Annotated in this window: 14 protein-coding genes; 10 read left to right on the top strand and 4 right to left on the bottom strand. The window is 66.3% G+C overall.

Annotated features, from left to right (window positions below; genetic code table 11):
• Nucleotides 1-23: 23 nt before the first annotated feature.
• The 8 genes from tssK (at nt 24) to MF134_RS13340 (ending at nt 12,466) form a co-directional block, all read left to right on the top strand.
• Nucleotides 24-1,355, top strand: coding sequence for a type VI secretion system baseplate subunit TssK (gene tssK, locus MF134_RS13305; protein WP_255339960.1), 1,332 nt, complete (start codon nt 24-26; stop codon nt 1,353-1,355).
• Nucleotides 1,352-2,869, top strand: coding sequence for a type VI secretion system protein TssL, long form (gene tssL, locus MF134_RS13310; RefSeq protein ID WP_255339961.1), 1,518 nt, complete (start codon nt 1,352-1,354; stop codon nt 2,867-2,869). The genes tssK and tssL overlap by 4 nt, the downstream gene beginning before the upstream one ends.
• A 28-nt stretch (nt 2,870-2,897) precedes the next feature.
• Entirely contained in the window at nt 2,898-6,548 is a 3,651-nt protein-coding gene (gene tssM, locus MF134_RS13315; RefSeq protein ID WP_255339962.1) for a type VI secretion system membrane subunit TssM, read from the top strand.
• Nucleotides 6,530-7,336, top strand: a complete 807-nt coding sequence (gene tagF / locus MF134_RS13320; protein WP_255339963.1) for a type VI secretion system-associated protein TagF — start codon at nt 6,530-6,532, stop codon at nt 7,334-7,336. The genes tssM and tagF overlap by 19 nt, the downstream gene beginning before the upstream one ends.
• On the top strand, nt 7,333-8,088 hold the full coding sequence (locus MF134_RS13325; protein WP_255339964.1) for a PP2C family protein-serine/threonine phosphatase: 756 nt from the start codon (nt 7,333-7,335) through the stop codon (nt 8,086-8,088). Before tagF ends, MF134_RS13325 begins: the two co-directional genes overlap by 4 nt.
• Nucleotides 8,081-10,177 carry a protein kinase domain-containing protein gene (locus tag MF134_RS13330; protein WP_255339965.1) on the top strand — a complete coding sequence of 699 codons (2,097 nt, stop codon included), beginning with the start codon at nt 8,081-8,083 and terminating at the stop codon, nt 10,175-10,177. Before MF134_RS13325 ends, MF134_RS13330 begins: the two co-directional genes overlap by 8 nt.
• 69 nt (nt 10,178-10,246) lie before the next feature.
• Nucleotides 10,247-10,966: a trehalose-phosphatase gene (gene otsB / locus MF134_RS13335; RefSeq protein WP_255339966.1), complete on the top strand. Its 720-nt coding sequence runs from the start codon at nt 10,247-10,249 to the stop codon at nt 10,964-10,966.
• 69 nt (nt 10,967-11,035) lie between these two features.
• The gene (locus MF134_RS13340; protein ID WP_255339967.1) at nt 11,036-12,466 is read left to right on the top strand and encodes an alpha,alpha-trehalose-phosphate synthase (UDP-forming); all 1,431 of its coding nucleotides are present in this window, start codon (nt 11,036-11,038) and stop codon (nt 12,464-12,466) included.
• Nucleotides 12,467-12,510: 44 nt separating this feature from the next.
• On the opposite strand, the gene MF134_RS13345 is transcribed toward MF134_RS13340, so the two are convergent.
• A complete protein-coding gene (locus MF134_RS13345) occupies nt 12,511-13,653 on the bottom strand; it encodes a YbfB/YjiJ family MFS transporter (protein WP_255339968.1) in 1,143 nt (380 codons plus the stop codon).
• 203 nt (nt 13,654-13,856) lie between these two features.
• Here MF134_RS13345 and MF134_RS13350 point away from each other — a divergent pair, with 203 nt between their 5' ends.
• Nucleotides 13,857-14,630, top strand: a complete 774-nt coding sequence (locus tag MF134_RS13350) for a polyphosphate kinase 2 family protein (RefSeq protein ID WP_255339969.1) — start codon at nt 13,857-13,859, stop codon at nt 14,628-14,630.
• Nucleotides 14,631-14,700: 70 nt separating this feature from the next.
• On the opposite strand, the gene MF134_RS13355 is transcribed toward MF134_RS13350, so the two are convergent.
• Nucleotides 14,701-15,369, bottom strand: coding sequence for a DUF1045 domain-containing protein (locus MF134_RS13355; protein ID WP_255339970.1), 669 nt, complete (start codon nt 15,367-15,369; stop codon nt 14,701-14,703).
• Nucleotides 15,370-15,645: 276 nt separating this feature from the next.
• On the opposite strand from MF134_RS13355, the gene MF134_RS13360 reads away from it, so the two are divergent.
• Nucleotides 15,646-16,521: a D-alanyl-D-alanine carboxypeptidase family protein gene (locus MF134_RS13360; protein WP_255339971.1), complete on the top strand. Its 876-nt coding sequence runs from the start codon at nt 15,646-15,648 to the stop codon at nt 16,519-16,521.
• A 415-nt stretch (nt 16,522-16,936) separates the two neighbouring features.
• Here MF134_RS13360 and MF134_RS13365 read toward each other — a convergent pair whose 3' ends face one another.
• The gene (locus MF134_RS13365; RefSeq protein ID WP_255339972.1) at nt 16,937-23,206 is read right to left on the bottom strand and encodes a translocation/assembly module TamB domain-containing protein; all 6,270 of its coding nucleotides are present in this window, start codon (nt 23,204-23,206) and stop codon (nt 16,937-16,939) included.
• On the bottom strand, nt 23,206-25,155 hold the full coding sequence (locus tag MF134_RS13370) for an autotransporter assembly complex protein TamA (RefSeq protein WP_255339973.1): 1,950 nt from the start codon (nt 25,153-25,155) through the stop codon (nt 23,206-23,208). Before MF134_RS13370 ends, MF134_RS13365 begins: the two co-directional genes overlap by 1 nt.
• Between the last annotated feature and the right edge of the window lie 28 nt (nt 25,156-25,183).

Raw genomic sequence — 25,183 nt, forward strand, 5'->3', positions numbered from 1 at the left:
GCATTCCATGAGGTCCGCGAGCGATGTCCTGGTATAGCAAGGTCGCCTGGTCCGAAGGGCTGTTCCTGCGGCAGCATCATCTGCAGCAGCACGATCGCTATCTGGAAAAGCTCCTCGAATGCCGGGTGCGGCATCTCTCGCCTTACCCCTGGGGCTTTTCCGAGCTCGAAATCGACGCGGACCTGGCCCAGCAGTCGAAATTCGCGCTGCGCCGCGCCGCCGGCCTGATGCCCGACGGCACGCCCTTCGACATGCCGGGGGTCAGTCCGCTGCCTCAGCCGGTGGAGGTGCCGGAGGATGCCGGGCAGCTCTTTGCCTGGCTGACCCTGCCGGCCGCTCTCGTCAACGGGCGCGAGATCGACATGCCGGAAGCCGAAAGCGCCAGCCGCTACACCCGCGACCTGGAGACGATCGTGGATTCGGCCGCTTCCATGCAGGTCGAGGAGGAGATCGAGGTCGCCCATCCGCGCGTGACCTTCGACATCCGCGAAACGGCACGTCGCGGATTCCACTCCATGCGCATCGCCCGCATCGTCGAGGTCCGGGACAAGACGATTGTCTTCGACCAGAGCTTCGCGCCGCCGGTTCTGGCGCTCGACGCCCACCGGGTCGTCGCGGGCTTCGGCGAGCGGGTGATCGGCTGGATCGACAATCATCTGGCGACGCTCGCCCGCTTTGCCGCCGACCCGTCGTCGCGCGGGGGGCTTCAGAACATCGACTATCTGCGGCTTCAGATGCTCAACCGGGTGATCGGCGGGCTGAAGCACCTGAAGGCCTCCCGCTATACCCACCCGGTGGAACTCTACCGCGAGCTTCTGGCGATCGCCGGGGAACTCTCGACCTTCTCGCCGGAGCGGAAGGCAAAGTCCTACAAGGCTTATGATCAGGACGATCTGAAGGGCACGTTCGAGCCGGTGCTCGACGATATCCAGCGGCTGTTGAACATCGACATCGGCCGGCCGATCCGGCTCGATCTGGAGGAGCGCGAGAAGAACCAGTTTATCGCGCCGATCAAGAATCGCAATCTCTTTCGCGACGCCGTCTTCGTGCTCGAAGTTTCGGCTGCGCGGCCGCAGGCGCAGATCCGCGCGCGCTTTCCCGATCTCTGCAAGATCGGCCCGACGACGCGCATGGACGAGATCGTCCACATGCATCTGCCGGGCATCGCGCTGATCGAGATGCCGACGCCGCCGCGCCAGATCCAGACCTTTTCCGACCGAGTCTATTTCCGCCTCGACAAGCAATCGCCGCTGTGGCGCGAGTTCTCCGTGGCACCCGGCATCGGCGTGCAGGTCTCGGCCGACTGGCCTGAGCTTTCGATGGATCTGTGGGCGATCCAGGAGGGCTACCGATGAGCGGTGACAACAGCGAATGGGGTGGGCGGACCGTCATTCGCCCCAATCCCGGCGGCCGAAGGCCGAATGGTCCGGGGCAGGGGCCGACCTCCGATCCCTGGGCCCAGCCGGCGCGCCAGGGCGATGGCCATTGGTCGGCCTCCGACCCGAAGCGTCGCGCGGCTTGGGAGGATTCCGGCGAGATGCCGGGCGGCTGGCGCGCGCCAAGGGCGGGCGAAACCGCGCAGAACCTCTTTCCCGAGGATCGCGCGAAGGAGAAACCGATCGCGCCCCAGGCGAAGATCCCGCTCGCCTCCGTCATCGGTGCGCGCGAAGGCGAGCGCATGGCGAGCGCCAATCCGCTGCTCGACGCCGCCGCGCCGCTTCTGATCCTGATAGGCCGCCTGCGCCTTGGCGTGGTCGAGCTTCAAGCCGCGCCTTTGATGAATCACGTCATCGGCGAGATCGAACGGTTCGGCGAGCGGGCGGCGGAAGCCGGCTACTCCAACGACGATGCGCGGCGCGGCCAGTATGCGCTCTGCGCCACCGCAGACGACATTGTCCAGAACCTGCCGAGCCGCGAGCGGGCGGAATGGCTGCGTTACCCGATGCTCGCCCGCTTCTTCGGCGTGCGCGATTCGGGCGTCGAGTTCTTCGAGGTCCTGCGCGAGATCCTCGCCAACCCGGCCGCACAGTTCGATCTTCTGGAACTCTATCACGCCTGTCTGTCGCTCGGCTTCGAGGGCAAGTATCGCACCGGTCATGGCGGCGACGCGGGCCTTTCCAACGAGCGGCGCAACGTCTACGAGGCGCTGCGCCGGGTCCGGGCGCGCAATGACGACGACATCTCGCCCCGCTGGCAGGGCCAGGCGATCGGCGCACGGGCCCTGCGGGCGGCGGTCCCGCTCTGGGTCCTGGCGAGCCTGGCGGCGGTTGCCCTGGTGGGCCTCTTCTTTACCCTTCGGATCCTGCTCGTTTCCGATGCCCAGGCCGTGGCGGACGAACTCCTTGCCTTGCGAGATCAGCCAAAGATCGCGCTCGTCCGGCCGCCGACGGCGGAACGCTTCGTGCCGCCACCGATCCAGTCGACCCAGCTCGAACGCATTCGAGCCGCCCTGTCGCCCGAGATCGACAGGGGCGGCGTCGCCGTCGAACCGGTCGGTGAGGCCATCACTATCCGCGTCGACAACACGCTACTCTTCGACAGCGGCAGTGCCGACGTGACGCCGGCATTCGAAAAGCTGGCCCAGGGGATCGCATCGGCATTGGACGACGAACCCGGCCAGATCTTCGTCGTCGGTCATACCGACAATGTCAGGATGAGTGGCCTCGGCCAGTTCAAGTCCAATCAGGAGCTCTCGCTCGCCCGGGCGAAATCCGTCGAGGCGGTCATCGCCGCGCATCTGTCCGAGCCGGGGCGCATCGTCGTCGAAGGACGGGGCGCCGATCAGCCGATCGCCGACAACGCCACCGATGAAGGCAAGCGGCAGAACCGCCGCGTCGAGATCTCGATTCCGCGGGAGGAGACGCTGTGATCATGGCGATTCGAATGGGCATGCCGTCATGAAGCGGATCATCCTTCCCCTCCTGATCGTCATCGGCTTTCTCGCCTTCGCCGCCGTGGTCTGGCTGGCCGGGCCGCTTCTGGCCTTTGCGGAATATCGCCCCTTCGCGTCCGTCTGGGTGCGGCTTCTGCTGATCGGCCTGCTGGGGCTGACGATCGCGCTCGTCTACGGCATCAAGGCGTGGCGCCGGAGAAAGGCCGAGAAGGCGATGGAGGCCGCCCTCGTCGCGGAAAACGCCGAGCCGGTGGTGGATGGCGACGGCGCGATCCTGTCGGATCGCATGGCCGACGCGATCGCCGTCCTCAAGAAGTCGAGCGGCAAGAGCACCTATCTCTATGAACTGCCCTGGTATGTGATCATCGGTCCACCCGGCTCCGGCAAGACGACGGCGCTGGTCAATTCCGGGCTCGAATTTCCCCTTGCCGGACCCGGCGGACCGGCGGCGATCGCCGGCGTCGGCGGCACGCGCTACTGCGATTTCTGGTTCACCGAGGATGCGGTGCTGATCGATACCGCGGGCCGCTACACGACCCAGGATTCCGACGAGCGGGCCGACGCCAAGAGCTGGCAGGACTTTCTGGGGCTGTTGAAGGCCCAGCGGCCGCGCCAGCCGATCAATGGCGTCATCCTGGCGATCAGCCTCGAAGATCTGATCACCCTGCCGCCAGCCGAGACCGAGCGCTACGCCACGCAGATCCGCGACCGGCTCACCGAAGTGCATCGGGAGCTGAAGGTCGACTTCCCCGTCTATGTGCTCTTCACCAAGGCCGACCTGATCGCCGGCTTTTCGGACTATTTCGGCAGTTTCACCAAGTCGCGGCGGCAGAAGGTCTGGGGCGCGACGGTCCAGAGCGGCAAGCGCGACGCTTCGCTCCTGCCCCAAGTCCCCGAAGAGTTCGACGCGCTGGTGCGCCGGCTGACGGAGGAACTGACCGACCGGCTGCACGAGGAGCCGGATGGCCAGTCGCGTATTGCCGTCTACGGCTTTCCGGCCCAGTTCGCGATGCTGAAGGATGCCGTCTGCGGCATGCTCGGCCGGATCTTCGAGCCGACCCGCTACCGCGCCAAGGCAAATCTTCGCGGCTTCTACTTCACCTCCGGCACGCAGGAGGGAACGCCGATCGACCAGTTGCTCGGCGCGATGGCCGGCGCCATGGCGGATCGACGCGGTGGTCTGGCAGACGCCGGCGCGCTGATGTCGGGCAAGGGCCGCAGCTTCTTTCTCCACGATCTTCTGAAGCACGTGATCTTCGCCGAAGCTGGCCTCGTTTCTCACGACCGGGCCGCCGTCCTGCGCGGGCTCGCCATGCGCTACGGTGCCGTGGCCGCGATCTGCCTCGCCGCGGCGGTCTTCACCGGGCTGTGGAGCTGGAGCTATCTCGCCAATCGCGCGCTGATCGCCGAGACGAGCGGCGAAGTCTCGCGCTTCAACGAGGCTGCGGCGGCCGACCTCGCCATGTCCGAAGTCGCCGACGCCGATGCGACGGCCGCGGCACGCAATCTCGACATCTTGCGGGCGATGCCCGTGGGCTACGCGAACCGCGATGTCGGCGCGCCGATCGGCGAGGGTTTCGGCCTCAGCGTGCGCCCGGAACTCGTCTCCTCCGCCGAGGCTGGCTATCAGGCAAGTCTCGACCGCATGCTGAAATCTCGCCTTCTCCTCGGCATCGAGCAGCATCTGGCGGGGCTCATCGGCTCGAACGATCCGATGCCCATCTTCGATGCGCTCAAGGTCTATCTCATGCTCGGCGGCAAGGCCCCGAGCGTCGACGAGGATCTGGTCCTCGCCTGGCTCAAGACGCATCTCTGGCAGGAGGCCTATGTCGGGCAGGGCGGATTGGCGATGCAGAGCCTGTTGCAGCTGCATGTCCAGGCCATGCTCGATCTCGATCGCCGCCGCCAACCGGTCTTCGAGCTCAATGGCGATCTCATCCAGAGCGCGCGCAAGACGCTGGCGCGCATGTCGATCGCGGACCAGGCCTACGCGGCAATCCAGTCGGGCGAGGGGGCGGGTGCTGCGGCCTATCCGGATTTCGTCCTCGTCGACCGGATCGCCCAGGACGCCGATCAGGTGTTCCAGACCGTCGACGGTTCGCCGCTCGAAAGCGTCCGGGTGCCGATGCTCTACACCTATGCCGGCTTCCACGAGGTCTTCCTCGATCGTCTCGCCGAGGCGGCCGAGCGCTACGAGAACAACCGCTGGGTTCTCGGCGAACTGGGCGAGCAGGCCGTGATCGACGACCAGCTGGCGTCCCTGGGGCCTGAACTTCTGGAGCGCTACGGCCGGGATTTCGTCGCCGCCTGGAACGACATGCTCGCCAGTCTGAGACTTCAGGAGATGGCGGCGGACAAGCCCTATTATAGCTCGCTCGGAGCGCTCGGCGCTCCGACCTCGCCGCTGGTCGTGCTGGTCGAAGAGGTGGCTCGCGAGACCGAGCTGTCGAAGGGCGAGAAAGCCGAGACTGCGAATGCGACGGCCTCCTCCGGCGGCGATGGCGAGTCCGTCGCCGGCGCCTTCGCCGGCGAGGCGCTGAGGCGCTTCCGCGATCGCTCCGGCGCCTGGACGCGGATCGGTCTCGATATTGCGGTGAAGAAGTCCCAAAATCGGGTGGGCGGCTATCTCGGCGCGGGCGGCGGTACCGACCCTGCCGAGCTGCTCTCCGGCCGCAATATCGAAGCGCAGTTCCAGACCTATCACCGGCTCGTCGTCGGCGACCGTGGTGAAAGGCAGATCGACAACGTCCGCCAGAACTTTGCCGGGGTTCACCAGAACCTCGTGATCATGGCGCGCGACCCAACCGCTTCGGGACAGGGCGAGGCGGAGTTGCAGCGCTATTCGGGTGCGATCCGCTCATCGATTTCGCGGCTGCCGGAGCCGATCGCGCGCATGGTGCAGTCGGCTCTGAACGACATCGAGGGCGACGCCGTCGATGCGTCGAAGGCAGAGCTTATCCAGGATCTGCAGGGCCGCGTCACCCGCGATTGCCAGCGCATCGTCGGCGGTCGCTATCCCTTCGATCGTTCAAGTTCAAGCGATGTGTCGATCGATGAATTCTCGCGGCTCTTTGCGCCGGACGGTATCATCGACCGCTTCTTCCAGCAGAAGCTTGCGCCCTTTGTCGATCTCAGCGGTTCGACGTGGCGCTGGCGCGACGACACGCCGCTTGGCCGCAGCCTCTCCGACCAGACACTCGCCAATTTCCAGCGTGCCGGCCAGATCCGCGATGCGTTCTTCCCTCAGGGCGGGGGTACGCCGAAAGTGGCGCTACGCTTCGAGCAGACCGCCCTCGATGGGCCGGCCGAATACGCGCTTCTGACCGTCAACAACGAGATCCTTCAGACTTTCCGCCAAGGCTTTTCGTCGAGCCCTTCGCGGACCTTCGAATGGCCCAATTCCGGCGGGGGTGGCGAAGTGATGGTGCATCTGATGCCGCCACAGCCCGGCCGGCAGCATTTCGTCAAGAAGATCGGCCCCTGGGCGCTGATGCGCATGATCGCCGCCGGCTCCCCCCGCAAGAGCGGCGACGTCATCCAGGTGCGCTACCCGATCGGCGGGCGCTCGGTGAGTTATGCGGTGCGCATCGATACCGCGCTCAACCCCTTCTATCTGGAGGCTCTCAGGCAGTTCCAATGTCCGTCGGACCTTTGAGCGAAGACGCGCCGAACCCCATTACGGAGCCTGGCTCGGCCGGGAGCGGGGCCGCCTGCGGCGATGCCGCGCCGGCCTGCATCTTCGCTCTCTTCGGCAAACTGCCGCAGCGCCGCGACTTCGTCTCGCACGGAATGCCGAAAACCCTTCTGAACGCCTGGGAAGGATGGCTCGAACAGGCCGTTGCTCAGAGCCGTAAAGCCCTGGGAGAGGAATTCGACGATCGTTACATGGTCATGCCGGCCTGGCGGTTCTGGTTCGGTCGCGCGGTGGTCGGCGTGTCGGCCTGCGGCGTTCTCATTCCCTCGGTCGACGGTGTCGGCCGGAAGTTTCCCCTGACGCTGTTTGCCCTCGCGCCCGAAGACCACTCCATCGAATTGCCGCTGATCGACCCGATGGAGAGGGTGTTTTCCGCGATGGAGGCGCGTTTGCTCGATACGCTGAGCGCAGACACCGGCGCGCCCTTCGATGTGGCCGAGGTCCTGAACGATCTGCCCCAGCCGCCAATACGCGTCGACGGCGCCGCGCCCGCCGGATCGGCGGAGCGGGAGGCAGATGATGCGGCGCCGGCCGTCGTGCGTCTGCTGCAGGAGGCTTGCCGGGCCGATCACCGCCGTCTCGCGGAAGGCTCGAGCTACTTCTGGACCGCCGGTCATGCCGATGCGGGGGCGCCCGCCTGGTATTCCTGCTCCGGACTGCCGCAGCCGCAGGTCTTTGCCGCCATGCTCGACGGTAAGGCGCCGGATCTGGCGCAGGCGGATGGCGGTGTCACGGGAGCAGGGCCATGACCTTGATCGCCTTTCACCTCGACGCCGACGGGGCGACACATGTGGGCCATGTCCGGCAACTCAACGAGGATCGGTTTTTCATCGACCCCGAAATCGGGGTCTTCGCCGTCGCCGACGGCATGGGCGGTCATGCCGGCGGCGACCGGGCCAGCGCGGCGATCGTCGAGCGCTTGGCGACGATCGGTGTGGCCACCACCGCGCCGGATCTGCGCGCGCGGGTGGAAGATCGGCTGTTCGCCGCCAACCGGGCCATCCTGACCATGGCGGAGGAGGCAGGCGCGACGATCGGCACGACGGTGGTGGTGGTCCTGTTCTTTTCGGACCGTTTTGCTTGCCTCTGGGCCGGCGACAGCCGGCTCTACCGTCTGCGCGCGGGGCGGCTGGAACAGCTCACGCGGGATCACTCGCAGATCCAGGAACTCCTCGACGGCGGCCTGATCAGTGCCGAGGAGGCGGAGCGCTGGCCGGAGCGCAACGTCATTACCCGTGCCGTCGGCGTCGATCCCGATCTCGCACTCGACCGGATTTCGGACGTGGTCTCGCCGGGCGACGTCTTCCTGATCTGCAGCGACGGTTTGACGGCCCATGTCCGGGACGACCAGATCGGCCCACTTCTCAGCGGCAGCGATGCCGCAACGGCGACGGAACGGCTGATCGCGGCCGCACTTGCAGGTGGGGGCAGCGACAACGTGACGGTCGTCGTCATCCGCTGCCTTGCCGCGAATGCAGGGGACGAGCCGTCCGATGGCTGACGACCCGCAGCACGGTGAAGGCGATGCGCCCGAGCCGGAGGGCTTCCGCGCCGAGGCAACACGGATCACGTCACCAGCGGGCGCCGCGCGGCTCGCGCCCGGCGTCGAACTCAACGACGTCTATGTGATCGACGGGCTTCTGGCGGCGGGCGGCATGGGCGAGGTCTATCGCGGCCGCAACATCGCCAGCGGCCAGCCGGTGGCGATCAAGGTGGTTCTGCCGGAATTCGCCAGCGACCAGACCTTCATGCAACTCTTCATGCGCGAGGCGAACACGCTGTCGGGGCTGACCCATGACGCGATCGTGCGCTCCCGCGACGTCGCTGTCGACCGGCGGCTGAACCGCGCCTATTTCGCCATGGAGTTCGTCGAGGGGCGGTCGCTGGAGAAGATCGCCTCCGAACGGCCGCTGTCGCCGGAAGAGGTGCGCCGGCTCCTGATGCGGATTTCCGCCGGGCTCGAAGTCGCGCACCGGGCGGGCGTGATCCATCGCGATCTCTCGCCCGACAATGTGATCCTGCCGGGTGACGACGTCGACCGGGCGAAGCTCATCGATTTCGGCATCGCCAAATCGGCCCGGCCGGGAGACAAGACGATCCTCGGCAAGACCTTCGCCGGCAAGTTCAACTTCGTCTCGCCGGAGCAATTGGGTCGCTATCACGGCGAGGTCACGCCGAAATCCGATATCTACAGCCTCGGCCTTCTGGCCGCCGCCGCCCTCCGCGGTCGGCCGATAGACATGACCGGCGACAGCGACTACGCGCGCATCGAAAAGCGCAGCGTCGTGCCCGAGATTTCCAATCTGCCGGAGCCGTTGCGAGGGCTGATCGCAAAGATGCTTCAGCCCGATCCGGCCGATCGTCCCGCCGATATGGGCGAAATCTACGAAACGCTGGCAGACATGGGGCCGCTGACGACGGGGCTGGCGCGTCCCGGCGGCTGGCAACCTAATTCGCCAGATGCTCGTCAGGGCGGGAGTTGGCCGCGGCGGCCGGGAACGGAGACGACGCGCGACGGTGGGTCAAACGTCGTCGCCCCGCCGAAGCCCCGCAGGCTCTGGCCGCGTGTCGTCTTCGTCATGATGCTTCTCGCGGTGGGGCTGGGTGTGGGGATTATCGCGCTGTGGCCGGAATGGCGAAATGCCACAATCCGCGAATTCGAGAGGGTCGCCGCTCTGGCAGGCTTGGACTCCGTGCCGACGGATGAGCCCGAAGACACCGTGACCGTGGCCAAGCGTGAGACGAACGATCCGCAGCCTTCGGCACTTTCCCCGAAAGAATCCGGATCGAGAGAGGTGGCCGCGAGGGACGCCGGAAGTCCGGGACCTCGGCCTGAACCGGTCGCACCCTCTCTCCCAATGCCGCCGAAGGCGGAACCGGCCGCTCAACCCCAATCTCGAGCCGATGCCGAGCCCCGCGAGACCGAACTGGCGATGCGGCAGGAGCCCGCTCCGGTGCCCGAAGCCGTCGACAAGACGGCCGCCTTCGTCGAGTTCATCCGCAGCTTTTCGGCCGGCGCCTGCTTTCACGCAGTGCCCGCCCACGTCTCTGACAGCGCGGTGAGGATCGAAGCCTACGGCACGGATGGCAGCAAGGCGGAAACTCTGCTCGCGCGCTTCGTCGAGCGGTTTTCGCTCGAGCCGGACATCGAAGTGCGCCCCGTCACCGCGCCGCAGTGCGCGGCGGTGGATTTCGCCGCCGACCAGCGGCGAAGCGAGGTCCCGCCGGCCCAGGTCGAGCTTGACCAAGATCTGATCAGGAGCGGCGCGTCCATAGAGGCAAGCCTCAAGAATCTCGGCTCGCGCGAGGTTCTGGTGCTCTTCGTGGACAGTCTCGGCTTCGTCCAGGATGCGACGCAGGTGCTCGACCGCAGCGCCGACACAGCGTCGCTCAGTCTGTTCTTCCAGATGAAGCGCGAAGCCCCGGAACGGCAATTGATGATGGTTGTGAGTTCTGAGAAATCCGTCGCCACCCTGCTGCCGGTCCTGCCGGCCCGAGCCCCTTCCGTGTTCGCCGAATTCCAGCGGATGCTCGACAAGACGAATATTCCCGTGTCCGTTGCGTTGCAGTCCTTCCGCATCGAACGCTGACCGGGAGGCGGTGGGGCGCATCCGGGGGAATGATACACTTCCATCGCCCCCGCTCTAGATGGCGACGTCATGCAACATCCACCCGCGATCGACCCTGAGACCCATGCCCTTTTCCTCGATTTCGACGGCACGCTCGTCGATCTCGTGGACGATCCGCAGAAGGTCCATCTGGCGCCGGACCGGATCGAACGACTGCGTGTTCTGACCGATCGGCTCTCCGGAGCTTTGGCCGTGGTGAGCGGGCGCCAGATTGCCGATCTCGACCGGTTTCTGGCCCCACTTTCCTTCGCGGCTGCCGGCGTTCACGGGCTCGAACGCCGCCGACGTCCCGAGGCTGATGTCGAAATCCTGATGGCGCCCGAGGCGCTGGATCCGGTGCGTGACGGGCTCGCCCCGATCCTCGAGGAAAACCAGCGCCTGCAACTCGAAGACAAGGGCACGGCGCTCGTCCTTCATTATCGCACCGCGCCCGATCTCGCTGACCTCGCCGAAACGGCGATGGAGCGCGCGACCGAGGGCCGAAACGATCTGGTGGTGATGAAGGGCGACAACATCGTCGAGGTCCATCCCGCCGGCATGGACAAGGGCAAGGCGGTCGACGACTTCATGACGTCGTCGCCATTCGAGGGACGCGTCCCCATCTATGTCGGCGACGACACGACCGACGAGTTTGCCTTGAAGATCGTGTCGAAAAAAGGCGGTATCGCCGTGAAGGTCGGGGCCAAGGAAAGCGTGGCCGACTATCGGCTGGCCGATGTGGCGGCGGTCCACGACTGGCTCGCCGGCTGAGCGGAAACGAATGCCGGAGCCTCGACGTTCTGGTTGCAGGCAGGAAACATAAGGGAAGAAAGAGAGACAATGGCTGAGGGGCGTCACCGTCTGGTTGCCGTATCGAACCGCGTTGGTCCTTTGAACGACGAAGGAAAGGCGGGTGGCCTCGCGGTCGGACTGTCGGATGCGCTGAAGCGCCGGGGCGGGCTCTGGTTCGGCTGGAGCGGCAGCACTTCCGCTGAGGGCACCTTCAAGGAAGCCTCGACGGAGGTCGAGAACGACGTCGCGATGACGACGATCGACATGAACGAGGAGGAGCTCGAAGGCTTCTATTACGGCTATGCCAACCGCTCGCTCTGGCCGCTCCTCCACTACCGGCTCGATCTCGCCGAATTCGACCGCCAGTCGGATCGCATCTATCGCTCCGTCAACCAGCGCTTCGCCGCCCGTCTCGCCCCGCTCCTCGAAGAAGACGATCTCGTCTGGGTGCATGACTACCACTTCTTCTATCTCGGCTCGGAGCTGCGCCAGTGCGGCTACAAGGGGCGGATCGGCTTCTTCCTGCACATTCCCTTCTGTGCGCCGGAAATCTTCACCGCGCTTCCCGCGAGCCACGACATCGTGCGGGCGATGCTTGCCTATGACGTGATCGGCTTTCAGACCGAAACCGACCGCCGGAACTTCGTCAGCTTCTGTGTCCAGGAACTGGACGGCGAGGAACTGCCGGACCAACGGGTCCGCGTTGGCGACCGGGAGGTCATTGCAGACGCCTATCCGATCGGGATCGATGCCCCCGGCTATGCCCGTTTCGCCGTCTCGCCCGAGGCCGGCGAGCACGAGGAGATGGTGCGCGACATCGCCGGCGATCGGCTGCAGATCATCGGCGTCGACCGGATGGACTATTCCAAGGGTCTGGTCGAACGGTTCCGGGGTTTCGAGCGCCTTCTGGAAGACTATCCGGAGAACCGCGGCAAGGTGCAGTTCCTGCAGGTCGCGCCGCTCTCGCGCTCCGAACTCGACGCCTATGTGGAGCTTCGCCGGGAGCTCGAGGAACTGGCCGGCCACATCAATGGCCGCTTCGCGACCCTCGACTGGACGCCTCTCCAGATCATGACCCGCGGCTTCACCCGCCGGGCGTTGGCCGGGATCTACCGGGCGGCGCGCGTCTGTCTGGTGACGCCGCTGCGCGACGGCATGAATCTCGTCGCCAAGGAATATGTCGCGGCCCAGGATCCGGACGATCCGGGCGTGCTCATCCTTTCCCGCTTCGCAGGGGCGCGCTCGGAGCTCAAGGATGCGCTCGTCGTCAATCCCTATTCGACCGACGACGTCGCCCGCGCTTTGCAGCGGGCGCTCACCATGCCTTTCGAGGAACGCAAGCGCCGCTGGGAGACCATGCGCGACGCGGTCTTCCATGGCACGGCGGCGAACTGGTGCGACACCTTCCTGGAGCGGCTCGAAGCCTCAGGGGGCGACACCACGAAAGCGCCCGACCCGGAAGATGCGGATCAGGGCTGAGCGCTTCGCAGACGTTGGCAGAGCGGTTGGGCCGACGCCTCCGCTCAGCGGCGCAGACGGATCGCAACGATGAGCGCGACCAGTCCCAGCGCCACGACACCGCCCGACGCGGCAAGCGCCGGCTCATAGGCGTCGTCGCCGGCGACGAGGTAGCCGGCTCCCAAGGGCCCGAGCATCTGACCGAGCCCGAACCCGGCCGTGAGTACCGCGAATCCCCGACCGCCGAGCCCATGACGACCGAGCGGCATGGTCAGCAGCGTGATCGCGATGAAGGTGCCGCCGAAGAGGATGGCGCCGAGGATCGCCGCCGCCGGGTGCAGGCTGACCACCGGCAGCAGCACGCCGACGATCTGGGCGCAGAAGGCGCCGGCGAGTGCGGCGGCGAAGCCGATGCGTTCGGCGAGCTTCGACCAGATCAGGCAACTGGGCAGCCCTGCGAGTCCGACGGCGATCCAGACCCAGTCGCCCAGGGCCTCGATCCCTGGCCGCGCCTTGATCAGGGCGACGATAAAGGTCGCGAACACCGAATAGCCGAGGCCCTCGCAGGTGTAGCTCACGAAGAGCGGCCAGAAGGGCAGGGGACGCGGCACGCGCCGTTTCGGGTTGCGGCGGCGCGAGGAGGGCGGCAGGTCGCGTTCGCTGACGAAGACGAGCGCGATCGGCATCAGAAGTGCCGTCACCAACCCGGTCAGGACCCAGAGCGACGAGGATGAAAGCACATCGAGTGTCTCATGGACGATAAGTCCCGAGACGGCAATCCCGCTGCCCACGCCGCCGAACACCCAGGCGAGCCGCCCTTCCTCGTCGATCCGGCTCAAGGCCTCCGCCGCGATGCCCGCCGCCGCGATCATCGCGAAAGCGCTCGCGACGCCCGAGATCGTCCGCAGGACGAGCCAGGCATACAGATCCGACGTCAGCCCCATGCCGATCGTGGTGAGCACGCTCGCCGCCAGACCGGCGCGAAAGGCGACAATCCGCGCCGTACCGCCCGAGGTCAGCGTGGCGAGCATGGAACCGGCGAGATAGCCGGCGAAGTTCGCGCTGGCGATCAGGCCGGCAGTGTCGGGACCGAAGCCGTATTGCCGCTGCATCAGCGGCAGGAGCGGGGTGTAGACGAAACGCCCCACGCCCATGACGATGGCAAGGGTCAGGCTGGCGCCGAAGAGAAGTCTTGTCGTGGAATGCATAGAATGATCTGCTCCGGAATCGGAGCGAAAGAGAAGATGGCTTCGGGTGGAGCGGCGGTTCGTCCGCCCGATTCCGGTTTCCATATAGCACTGTCGTCCCCATGGGCAGTCCGCCGGACGTCTCGATCGTCGGGCAGGACAGGCCGGGCGGGCCGGCAGTCTCTTCTCGTCTCTCCGTAAGGCGCGACACCAAAGGACGGACCATGCGACTTTCAGAACTGGACATGTCGGCCAGGCTCGATGACGCCACCTATGAAGACGGCATGGCCGAACTTCTGAAAAGCTTCCAGTCTATTCAGCAGGCCTATCTGAGATCGGGCGAGCACGGGGTCGTCGTCTTCGAAGGGTGGGATGCGGCGGGGAAGGGCGGTGCGATCCGCCGCATGGCGAGTGTCATGGACCCGCGCGGTTTCAAGGTCTGGCCGATCGGGGCACCCAGCGACGAGGAAAAGGCGCGGCACTATCTCGCGAGATTCTGGGACCGCTTGCCAAAGCAACGGGAAATCGCCGTGTTCGACCGCTCCTGGTATGGCCGTGTTCTGGTCGAGCGGGTCGAAGGCTTTGCCGTTCCCGGCGACTGGCGCCGCGCCTATGACGAGATCAATGCCTTCGAGGCGATGCTGCTCGACAGCGGCACACGCATCGCCAAGATCTTCCTCTACATCGATCGCGACGAGCAGGCTCGGCGCTTCGAAAAGCGGCTGCGCGACCCGCTCAAACGCTGGAAGTTGACCGAGGAAGACCTGCGCAATCGCGAGCGGTGGGACGACTACGAAGCCGCCGTCAACGATATGCTCGAACGCACCGACACGCCGGAGGCGCCCTGGCATGTCGTGGCCGCGAACCAGAAGAAGTTCGCGCGCGTCAATGCCCTGTCCCACGTCGCGGCGCGGCTTTCCGACGGGGTCGATCTGTCGCCGCCGCCACCCGATCCGGAACTGGAAGCGCGGTTTCAGCGCGAGATCGCTGGCAAGTGAGTGAAGGCCGGGTGTAACGGTCGCCCCTTCACACGGCCAACTCTTGGCCGCTCAAGGGCGTCGTCTCGCTCTACTCCCCGAAGCGGTGAACCGAGTGCACCCTGAACGGTTCGCCCGGTTGCGGCTCGATGAAGATCGCCAGTTGATCGATGACGAGAGGCTGGCCTTCGAAGTCCGCGAAGCGCGTCGTCAGCCTCTCTTGAACCGTCTCGGCCTCGTCGTCCGTAACCGGGCCTGTCAACGTCATATGAAAGCGGAAGTCTTCGAAGACATAGGGGTAGCCCCACTCGCCGAGATAGGCGCGCTGGCGCTCCGACAGCGTTTCGGGCCGTCGCCGCGCGATCTCGTTTTCATCGAGTTTCGCGCGATGAGACGAGAAGGCCCGCACGGCCGAGCCGGCGAGATCGTCGAGCTTTGTCGAGGGCTCAGCCGGGACGAGTGCGAAGAACCGTCCGAGGCGGGCGATCGTCACCGCCGGAATCGTCACGGCGTCGCGCGAGGCGCAGAACTCCGCCAGACGCTGATCGACGGCTTCGAGATCAATACCCGGCGCGAAGCGGAAAGGCGCGACGATGGTTGCGTGGAACCCGTAGCGAGTTGGGGCCGCGATCAACGGGTCGATCTCGGGATCGGGTGCGCGCGTCGCTTCGCCGTCGAAGGGGTTGCGCCCAAGCCATTCCGCCGCCGTGCGCGCAAGCGGCGAACCTGCCGGGGGGGTGAAATACACTGCCGCGCGCATATGCCGGACCTTTCCGTCGGTGTGTCCTGTGTCCTTCGAGGAACGGCTACCCCATCCTTCGTGACAAGGCGATGTCGGCCTAATGCGGCTGTAGCCAGGAGGTTTCGTGCCGGCCCATCCTGCTGACGGGATCGCCCGTGGCGGCGGATGCGCTCTGTGGCGAGGTTAGCACATTCAATTTGAATAAGATTCGAGCCCGGTCTCAGGGTTTGACGCGTTTTTCCCGCTTGCGCATAGCTGATCCGATCGGAACGTCGAAAGGACCGGTGGCAGCTCATGACCCGACGGTTTCCACAGCCTGGTATCGCCCGAACACTCCGGGCTGCCGCCTTTCTTGTCCTGGGTCTCCTCGCAGGCTGCCAGACCGCCGAGCTTTCCCCCGCAGGCCTGGGTGTCGCAACGCTGTCGGATGCGAGCCAGGCCCAGGTGCGGGGTCGTTCGATCCTGGTGATGGACTATCAGAGCGGCCGCATCCTGCGCCAGGAGGCGCCGGACGGTCTGCGCTATCCGGCCTCGCTCACCAAGATGATGACCCTCTACCTCGTGTTCGAGGCGGTGGACGCGGGCAAGCTGTCGCTCGACGACCGGCTGAGGGTCAGCGAATACGCCAGTTCCAAGCCGCCGGTGAAGATCGGTCTGAAGCCCGGCGAGACCATCGCGGTTCGCGATGCGGCCCAGGCGATAGCGATCAAGTCTGCCAATGACGTTGCCGCGGTGATCGCCGAGAACCTCGCCGGCAGCGAGCCGGCCTTCGCCGCCGTGATGACCGCCAAGGCGAAATCGCTTGGCATGCGCAACACCCGCTTCGTCAACGCCTCGGGGCTGCCGGACCCGCGTCAGATCTCGACCGCGCGGGACATGGCGATCCTCGGCCGCTCGCTGCTGTCGCGCTTTCCCGAATACGCCCCGCTCTTCCGTTCCACCGAATTCAACTATAACGGCCGCACCTACCACGCCACCAACAAGCTTCTCGGCAAGGTGCGCGGCGTTGATGGCCTGAAGACCGGCTATATCCGCGACGCCGGCTTCCATCTGGTCGCGACCGCCACGCGCAATGGTCGCCGTCTGATCGTCGTGGTCATGGGCGGGCGCACGGGGCGGGAACGCAACGCCGAAGTGACCGCGCTGATCGAGGAATATCTCGGCGGGTAAGGGGCAAGGCCTTCGACACCGGCAGTGCTGCTGTCCCAAGTCGGGGCAGCCAGTATGAAGCACTGTGCACGAGACGTCGCTGGTCGAGTATACGTTATTGGGCGGTGGGGCCGTCGCCACTCACGCACCATCATCCTCGGGCTCCGTCCCGAGGATCCAGAAAGCATTCGATTTCAAACGGTTGCGAAGCATCCCTGGATGCTCGGGACGGAGCTCGAGCATAACGACCTTTCCCATTCGCGCATTCAATTGGGAGAAGCCGGGCGCCGGAAACCAGCAATTCTATCGATGTGTCGTGCACTGTGAGCGTGAAGCCGGCGGGGCCTGAACGTCTCCAGCGGCACGATGCCTCAGCATCCCGAGCCGCTGGTATGACGCCAAACCCCTCAGGCTCCTCCTACCCCAAGGCCGTCGCTCAGAATTCGCCTTCGTAGAAGATGCCCACCTCGCCATTGCCCTCGGCGTTGACGGCACCGCGTGCTTTCACGCCGCCGCCGAGCTTGAGGTCGAGGGACACCCGGCCGGTCGAGTCGACGCCGAGATAGGTGTTGTCGTTCAGATATTTGCCGACGCCAACGGCGGTCTGGCCATCCTCGGTCGTGGTGATGTCGAGATCGTCGACGCCGAGCTGAGAGCGCAGATTGTCGAGAAGTCCAGTCGAGCCGCCGACACCGGCAAGCGTCGCCGCGGCTTCGGCAAGCTGGGCGATCTGCAGGGGAGAGAGGTCCGACGTGCCCTGGCCGAAGATCAGGCGGGCCAGCACTTCTTCCTGCGGCAGGGCCGGGTTGGACGAAAAGTCGATCGACGGATCGGTGGCCGGGCCGGTGATGGTCACATAGACGGTGACGTCTTCGACGTCCGAGGTCGCTTCGAGATCGAGCGTTGGGATCAGGTCGCCGGTGAAGGTCAGGCGGCCGCGCTGGAATTCAAGCCGGCGCGCGAGGATCTGGAACCGCCCGCGGATCAGGTCGAGACCGCCGACGATCGAGGGATTGGCGCTGGAGCCGGTGATGCGGATCCGGCCGCCGAGCTCGACGTCGAGACCGCGTCCGCGAACGAACACCTCGTTGGGCGCATTGAAGGTGATGTCGAGATTGACGCCGCCGCCGCCCGCGCTTCCGCGGCCGCGATCGGGAAACAATTCTTGCTGCTGTTCGTAGACGGCCGGACGGGCGTTGCGATGGGTAACGTCGATCCTAGCCAGCGAACTCGGCAGGTTTTCCGGCACGATGATGTCGATTTCTTCGGCGTTGATCGTGCCGGCGAGCGTCGGTGTGCCGAGAAGAGGGCCGGTCAGCGTCAGGTCCGAGGAAAGCCGGGCAGCGATGAGTTCGCCGTCATTGTAGCGGGCGCTGTCGAGCTGGATGGACAAATCCGCCGGGAACTGTCCGTTGAGCCCGACCGTGCCGCCGACGCTCAGGCTGCCGCCGGACGAGAGCTGGGCGGTGAAGGACTGGATCGTCGCCGACTGACCGTTGAGGGCGATCGTGGTGGTGATCCCGTTGAGGGCGATGTTGTAATTGGCATCGACCAGCCGGGCGCCGTCGACGCTGACCGTGCCGTTGACATTGGGCTGGGTCGCCGGCCCGCTGAGGCGGGCGTCGATCCGTGCTGTGCCTTCGATGGACCGGCCGCCTTCTGCGAGGATGCGGTTGGCAAGCGACAGCGGAGCGGTGCCGTCCACCGAAAGATCGAGCGTGGGCGTCCCGGACAGCCCGACCGAGCCGTTGACCGAAAGCGCGACGCCATTGCCCGACAGCTGCGTGTCTGTGGTGACGCGGTTGCCCTGATACTGTCCGCTCGTGTCTATCGACAGGGCACCGACGCCGGCGTCGCGGGTCTGCTGAAGCGAGACGCCGGAAGCGTTGAGATCGTAGCGCACCTGCGGATTGCTCGGCGAGCCGGAGGCGCGGGCCGTGCCGTTGATCGTGCCCTGGGGGGCGAGGCCGCCTGCGGCGGCGCTGGCGATCGAGGCCGGGAGGTTTCGGATTTCCGCCGTCAGGTTCAAATCGTTCGGGCTGGCGCTGCCGGTGACCTGGATCGTGCCGCCCCCGACATTGACCACGGCCTGGCGTAGATCGACGCTGCCGTTCTGATAGCTGCCTTCGAGGTCGGCGCTGAGGCTCGGGGCGCCGGCGGCCCGGCTCTGGGCCACCGACACGTCGCGGGCCGCGAGATCGAAACTGGCATTCGGGCTCGACAGCGAGCCGGTCGCCGACGCGGTGCCGGAAATCGTGCCGCGCGCGCCGAGCCCGTCGACGAAGCCGTTGGCGAGGCCGACCGGCAACTGATCGAGCGTGACGTCGATGTCGAGGGACTGGCCGATCGTGCCGTTGGCGGTCAGCGAGCCGTTGCCGACGGCGACCTCCGCATTGGCGAGGTTGACCGTGCCGTCGCGATAGGTGCCGGCGACGTCGAGGGTGAGGGGAGCGACGCCGGAGCGCGCGACATCCGCCGTGGTGATGCCCGTGCCGCTCAGGCTGAACTCGGCCACGGGATCGGAGAGGGAGCCCGTCGCCGTGGCGTTGCCGGAGACGGTGCCGCGCGCGCCGAGCCCGTCGACGAAGCCATTGGCGAGTCCGACCGGCAATTCGTTCAATAAAAGCGAGAGATCGAGGGTTTCGCCCACCGTGCCGCTGGCCGTGAGCGATCCGGTGCCGACTTCGAGTTCCGCGGTTTCGATGCGCGCGGTGCCGTCGGCATAGGAGCCGGCGACGTCGAGCGTGAGCGGAGCGACGCCGGAGCGGGCGATCTGATCGGTCGTAATGCCCGAGCCGGTCAGTTCGAAGGTCGCCTGCGGCTCGGAAAGCGAGCCGGTGGCCTGGCCGGTGCCGGAGATCGTGCCTTCGGCATTCAGCCCCTCGACGAAACCGTTGGCGAGACCCACAGGAAGCTCTTCGATCGAAAGGTCGAGATCGAGCGACTGGCCGACCGTGCCGCTGGCGCGAAGCGAGCCGTCGCCGACGATCACCCGCGCCGTTTCGAGGCGCACCGTACCGTCTTCGAGAGAACCAGCCGCTTCCAGCGAGAGCGGCGCGATGCCGCCGGCTGCGATGTCCTCGGTGGTGATGCCCGAGCCGGACAGATCGAAGGTCGCGGTGGGATCGGCGAGCGGGCCGGATGCCCGGGCCGAACCGGAAAGCGTGCCTTCGGCGTTCAGCCCGTCGACGAAGCCGTTGACGAGACCGACCGGCAGGCGGTTGAGTTCGGCCGTGACATCGAGCGTCTGGCCGACCTGGCCGGAGATCCGCAGCGAGCCCGCGCCGACATTGACGACGCCGGTCTCGATCGTCGCGGTTCCCTCCGCATAGCTTCCGGCGAGCCGGAGATCGAGCGGGGCGGTCCCGGACCGGGCGATCTGACGGGTGGTGATGCCGGAGCCGGTGATGTCGAAATCGGCCTCAGGGTCGGAGATCGAGCCGGTTGCAGTGGCCGTGCCGGAGATCACGCCCTCGGCCTCAATGTCGGGCACGAAGCCGTTGACGAGACCGACCGGGAGATTGCTCGCGCGGACCGAGACGTCGAGTTCCTCGCCGATCGTCCCGGACGCGGTGAGGGAGCCCGAGCCAACGTCGATCGCGGCATTTTCGAGGGTCAGCGTCCCCTCTTCGTAGGAACCCGAGGCGTCGAGGGTCAGGGGCGCGATGCCGGCTTCGGTGATCGCCTGGGCGGTGATGTCGTCGCCGTTCAGGCTGAAGGTGGCATTCGGGTTTGCGGTCGAACCTGTCACTTCGGCGCGGCCGGACAGGGTGCCGGAGGCGTCCAGGCCTTCCACGAAAGCGTTTGCGAGCGCGACCGGGGCCGCGTTCAGCCGCAGGGAGAGGGCGAGTTCTTCGCCGATCGTGCCCATCGCCGACAGGCTGCCGCCGCCGAGATCGAGCTGGGCGCGCTGCAGCGTCACCGTGCCGCCGTCATACCGGCCGGCGATCGTGCCGTCGACGGGCGGCGTCGCAACGCCGTTGGAGCGCGAGGCGACGATCTGGCTCATTCTCAGGTCGAAGCGTGCATTCGGATCGCTCGGCTGGCCGCTGGCATCGGCGGTACCGCTGATCGTGCCGGCAAGCGACAGGTCGGGCAGGACGAGATTGGCGAGAGCCGCTGGCACCTGTTCGAGCGAGGCGGAGAAGTCCAGCGTTTCGCCGGCGCTGCCGGATGCGCGCAGCGTTCCCTCGCCGATGGCGACGACGAGGTCGGACAGCGTCGTCGTGCCGTCCATGATCCTGAGGCGGGCCGGCTCGGTCAGCGATAGCGCGGCATCGGGGATGTCGGCGGAAAGGGTTTCAAGCGCGATGAGCGTTTCGTTCGGCTCGAAGGCGACCGTGCCGGCGAGTGTGACGGGCACGCCATTGGCGCGGGCCGTGGCCCTGACGGCGGTGGTGTCGTTCTCCGGCGACAGCGCGACCTCAAGATCCGCAATCGAGACACCGGCCGCTTCGATGGATTGCGCGGTCACCGTGCCGTCGGGCCGGGGAATGCCGAGATAGTCGCGGAGCGTCAGATCGATTTCGGCGCCGGCGAGCGTGTTGCCGGAGACCGTGACGCTGCTGCCCGAAAGGTCGAGGGCCGCGACCGGCGTCCCGTCGCTCTCGACATCGAAGCCGATCGTGCCGGTCACGTCGCCGCTGGCGGTGACACCGCCAAGTGCCGCCAGCGCCGCAAGCTGGTCGAGGCTGACGTCGAGCGTGCCTTCGGGCAGGAAATTCTCGGAGAGGGTCAGGTCGCCCGTGATGCGGTTCGACCCGAGACCGATGCTGAGGTCCGAGATCCGCCGCGTGCCATTGTCGAGGGTGGCGAGATCGGCGCTGCCGGAAAGTTCTTCGCCGTCGACGACCCCGCTGATCGAAACGCTGCCAGTCGGCGAGCCGGGATCGAGCGTGCCTGTGGCCTCGACTGTGAGATTGGCGAGTTCCCGCCCGTTGATCGACAGGCTGTTGCCGTCGACCGTCAGATTGACGTCCGGCCTGTCCAAAGGACCGTTGGCCGTCAGCGAGAAGCTGGCACCGCCGGAAAGCGCCGAACTGAAGCTGCTGACATTGGCGAGCCGGCCGGAAATGTCGGCGGACACCGTCTCACCGGAGAGGCCAGCAGAGCCCTGGATGGAGAGCTGGTCGCCCGTGACCGAAAGGTTCGAGGCGTTCAAGGCTCCGTCTTCGGTGCGGGCGAATTGGCCGGACACCGATAGATTCTGACCGGCGATCGGGGTGAGGGCGGCCGAAAGGGCCGTCGTCTGGAACTCGGAGTCGAGGGTGAGATCGAAGGTCGAGAAGTTGAGCGCGGCCGTGCCGCTGGCCTCGGCGGTCGCCGTCCCGGTCTGGATCGTGGCCGAGGCAAGCTCGACTTGGTCGGGACCGAGCGTGCCGTTGCCTTCGATGCGCAGGGAGCCGTCCAGGAAGCGGTCGGCGACGCCGTCGGGCGCGGTCGCGGATTCGGCCGTGGCTGAAAGCGCGAACGGGCCGCTGAGACCAAGGAGGTCGAACCCGTCGCTCTGGAGCCGCGCGCCGATCGTGTCGAGACCGTAGTCGCCGAAGGAGGCCTGGGGTAGATTGGTGGTCGCTTCGAGGGTCGCTGCGGAAAGAGCGCCCTGCAGCGCCGCCTCGACGCTGGTGATGGAAAGGGCAGGCGCATCCTCGCCGCTGCCGAATGAGAATGCGATCGGCTGGCCGTCCGGCGAAGCAAGGCGGAGGGTGAGATCGTTGCCGGGGCCCGACGGATCGATGGTGCCCGAGGCCGAGACCTCGATCGCCTGGGAGGCGAGCGTCCCCTGTTCGATGACATACGACCCGTCATTGCGAATCAGGAGTTGTGCGTCGAGCGTCGCGCCGCCTTCGACGTAGCGCGCATAAGCATCCGGGACGAAACGCTGCGCCGCGACATTGAGCGAGAGAGAAGCGCGGTAGCCCTCGTCTGCCCGGTCGACACGCGCTGTCAGCGTCGCTGCCTGTTCGCCGGCCACCGAAAGCGCGCCATTCGCCATGAAGCCTGAAAGCGGGCCGGAACCGTTGACGGTGAGTTCGACCGGCGGCGCGCCGGGAATGCCGAGCAGCGTCGCGACCAGGCCGCCTTCCGGTTCGCTGGCCTCGATGTCGACGGTCAGGCGATTGTCGTCCGGTGCAAACGCGATGTCGAGCGCGACCTGCCCGGGCTGGTCGAGGCGCTCGATATTCGCCTGGGCGCTGATCGCCGTCGGGTCGTCCTCGAGCGTCAGGCTGGCATTCGCCCGCAGCCGCGCCCGCGTGCCGGCAATGGCTTCGCCGAGGATGAACTCCTCGATCCGGATCTGTTCGATATCGGCGGTGATGGACGGCAGCGAAAACCCGCCGCCTTCGCTGTCTTCGGACGCGGATTGCCCGCCCGGCAGACGTTCCAGAACGATCTGGCCGGCCGAGAGGTTCTCGATCGAGACGTTGGAGCGCACGAGGGCCAGAGGCGACCAGTCCATGGCGAGTTCGCTGGCCGTCAGGAATACGCCCTGAGGGTCGGAAACGGTCAGCCTCTCGATGCGCACCTCGCCCGAGATCGCGCCGGACAGACCTTCGATCTCGACCTGCATTGTGTCGGTCGAGATCAGGTTCTCGATCTGGTTGGCGATGAATTCCTGGGCGCTGGCCGATCGGGTCGGCGCGGCCAGGGCCACGATCGCCAGGAAGAAGGTGCACAGAAGGGCGGCAAGGCGTTCGCGTGTCATCAGAAGGCCTGTCCGATTCCGGCGTAGATCTGATAGGAGGCGTCGCGCGGCCCCGGGTCGATCGGCACGGCGACGTCGAGGCGGATCGGGCCGAAGCTCGTCAGATAGCGGACGCCGGCGCCGGCACCCAGCTTGAAGGTGGAAAAGTCCGGCGCGAGATCGTCACCAACTGTGCCGAAATCCAGAAACGGCACGATCTGGATGTTCTCCGTCACGCCGATGCGCGCCTCGAGGGAGCCCTCGAAAAGCGAGAGGCCGCCTGTCGGCGTATCGGTGAACTCGGAATTGAAGCCGGAGCCGGGCGGGACGTTGGACGGGAAATACGGCCCGACGGACTGGAATTCGTAGCCGCGCACCGAGCCGCCGCCGCCGGCATAAAAGCGCCGATCGTTGGGAATGTCGGACAGGTCTGCGCCGAAGATCGTGCCGTAGCCAAGTCGTCCCGCAAGGATCAGACGGTCGCTCTCGGTCATGGAAAGATAGGCGCGGGCGTCCACACGGGTTCGAGCGAAGAAGGTCCCCGTGTTGAAGCCGTAGGAGGGATCGGCCAGCGCCTGGAAGTAGAATCCCTCCGTCGGATTGAGCTCGTTGTCGCGCGCGTCCCAGGTGTAGGTAATGGGCAGCGAGGTGATGAAGTAGTCGCGTGTGCCGAGATAGTCGGTGATTTCCTCATATTCGGCGCGCAGCGTGACGTTGAGCTTCTGCTCGCTGGTGAGGTCGTATTCGACCCCGCTCGTCGCCGCATAGCTCGTGCGGTCATAGGCGAGCGGCTGCTCCTTCTTGGCTTCGAGCGAGCCGATATAGACCGAGTCCGGGCCGAGAACGCCGGGCTTCTTGAAGACCAGCGACCCGGAATAGTCGATCCCGTCGGTGTCGCGTGCCTCCCCCGTGACGGCGGTCGCGCCGATCCGCGAGACTTCGGCGTCGAGCCGGATCGACTCGGCCCGGCCGAACAGATTGCGATGGCCGACATAGCCGGAGAGGCCCGCGCCTTCGGTGTTCGAATAGGTGGCGCCGACACCGTAGAAGCCGAATTTGCGCTCGCCCACCTCGATCTGCACCGGCAGCGTGCCGTCCGGCGCCTGGGCGGTGGCTTCCTTCACGACCACCGAAGAAAACACGCCGAGCTTGAGAAGCCGGTCGCGCGCCGCCGCCAGCTCCTGCGGAGAAAACACCTCGCCCGCCTTGATGCCGGCCATATAGGCGATGAAACCCGGGTCGACGTCTTCCGCGCCGGCGACCCAGGTCTCGCCAAAGGGCACGCGATCGCCTGGATCGATGTCGACCTCGTATTCCAGCCGGTCGGTCGCGGCGTCGGCGATGATGTCGCGATTGGTGACGGCGACGAAGGGGCGCCCGTCGTCACGCAGGGCCTTGAACATCCTGGCTTCGGCCTCGAGCACCTTTGCCGAGCCTGCGTCGCCACCGGCGACGAGGCCGTACTCCGAGGGATCGACCGGCACGCTGGTACTGGAGACGGCAATGCGGCCGAGCTGGTATTTCGGCCCCGGGCGCACCTGGATGGTCACCGGCACGGGCCCTGCGCCAAAATCCGTGTCCGGCGGCAGATCGGCGACGTTGCGCCCCTGAATGTAGATGTCCACGAGCCCGTCATAGCGCGCCTGCTCGAACAACGCGGCGACCAGGCGCTTGCGGTCGTTCTTCGCCTTGGAAAGGAGGCCGAGCGAGCCTGAAACAGGGTCGTCCTCGTCGGCGATCAGGGTCGAGGCGTTGCGGATGGTCTCTTCGATCGCGCCCTCCGCATCCTCCGGTGTGGGCTCCACGTTGAGGGTAACGGTATAGTCGAGGGGGTCGATGACCTCGAAGTCGGAATCCGCGCTTTCGAAGAACTTGACGCCGAAAATTTCGAAGGCCTGCGCCTGCGGCGCAACGAGGAGAGCCGCGGTGGCCGACACCAAAAGGACAGGCAGGCGGCTCGTGATCGACAAACGCATACATCCCCTGAAACAGCAATCA

Source organism: Jiella marina, assembly GCF_024359545.1.
Classification (GTDB): domain Bacteria; phylum Pseudomonadota; class Alphaproteobacteria; order Rhizobiales; family Rhizobiaceae; genus Jiella.

Coding starts and splice junctions, on each gene's coding strand:
- tssK (WP_255339960.1), top strand. CDS start 24: ATGTCCTGGTATAGCAAGGTCGCCTGGTCCGAAGGGCTGTTCCTGCGG.
- tssL (WP_255339961.1), top strand. CDS start 1,352: ATGAGCGGTGACAACAGCGAATGGGGTGGGCGGACCGTCATTCGCCCC.
- tssM (WP_255339962.1), top strand. CDS start 2,898: ATGAAGCGGATCATCCTTCCCCTCCTGATCGTCATCGGCTTTCTCGCC.
- tagF (WP_255339963.1), top strand. CDS start 6,530: ATGTCCGTCGGACCTTTGAGCGAAGACGCGCCGAACCCCATTACGGAG.
- MF134_RS13325 (WP_255339964.1), top strand. CDS start 7,333: ATGACCTTGATCGCCTTTCACCTCGACGCCGACGGGGCGACACATGTG.
- MF134_RS13330 (WP_255339965.1), top strand. CDS start 8,081: ATGGCTGACGACCCGCAGCACGGTGAAGGCGATGCGCCCGAGCCGGAG.
- otsB (WP_255339966.1), top strand. CDS start 10,247: ATGCAACATCCACCCGCGATCGACCCTGAGACCCATGCCCTTTTCCTC.
- MF134_RS13340 (WP_255339967.1), top strand. CDS start 11,036: ATGGCTGAGGGGCGTCACCGTCTGGTTGCCGTATCGAACCGCGTTGGT.
- MF134_RS13345 (WP_255339968.1), bottom strand. CDS start 13,653: ATGCATTCCACGACAAGACTTCTCTTCGGCGCCAGCCTGACCCTTGCC.
- MF134_RS13350 (WP_255339969.1), top strand. CDS start 13,857: ATGCGACTTTCAGAACTGGACATGTCGGCCAGGCTCGATGACGCCACC.
- MF134_RS13355 (WP_255339970.1), bottom strand. CDS start 15,369: ATGCGCGCGGCAGTGTATTTCACCCCCCCGGCAGGTTCGCCGCTTGCG.
- MF134_RS13360 (WP_255339971.1), top strand. CDS start 15,646: ATGACCCGACGGTTTCCACAGCCTGGTATCGCCCGAACACTCCGGGCT.
- MF134_RS13365 (WP_255339972.1), bottom strand. CDS start 23,206: ATGACACGCGAACGCCTTGCCGCCCTTCTGTGCACCTTCTTCCTGGCG.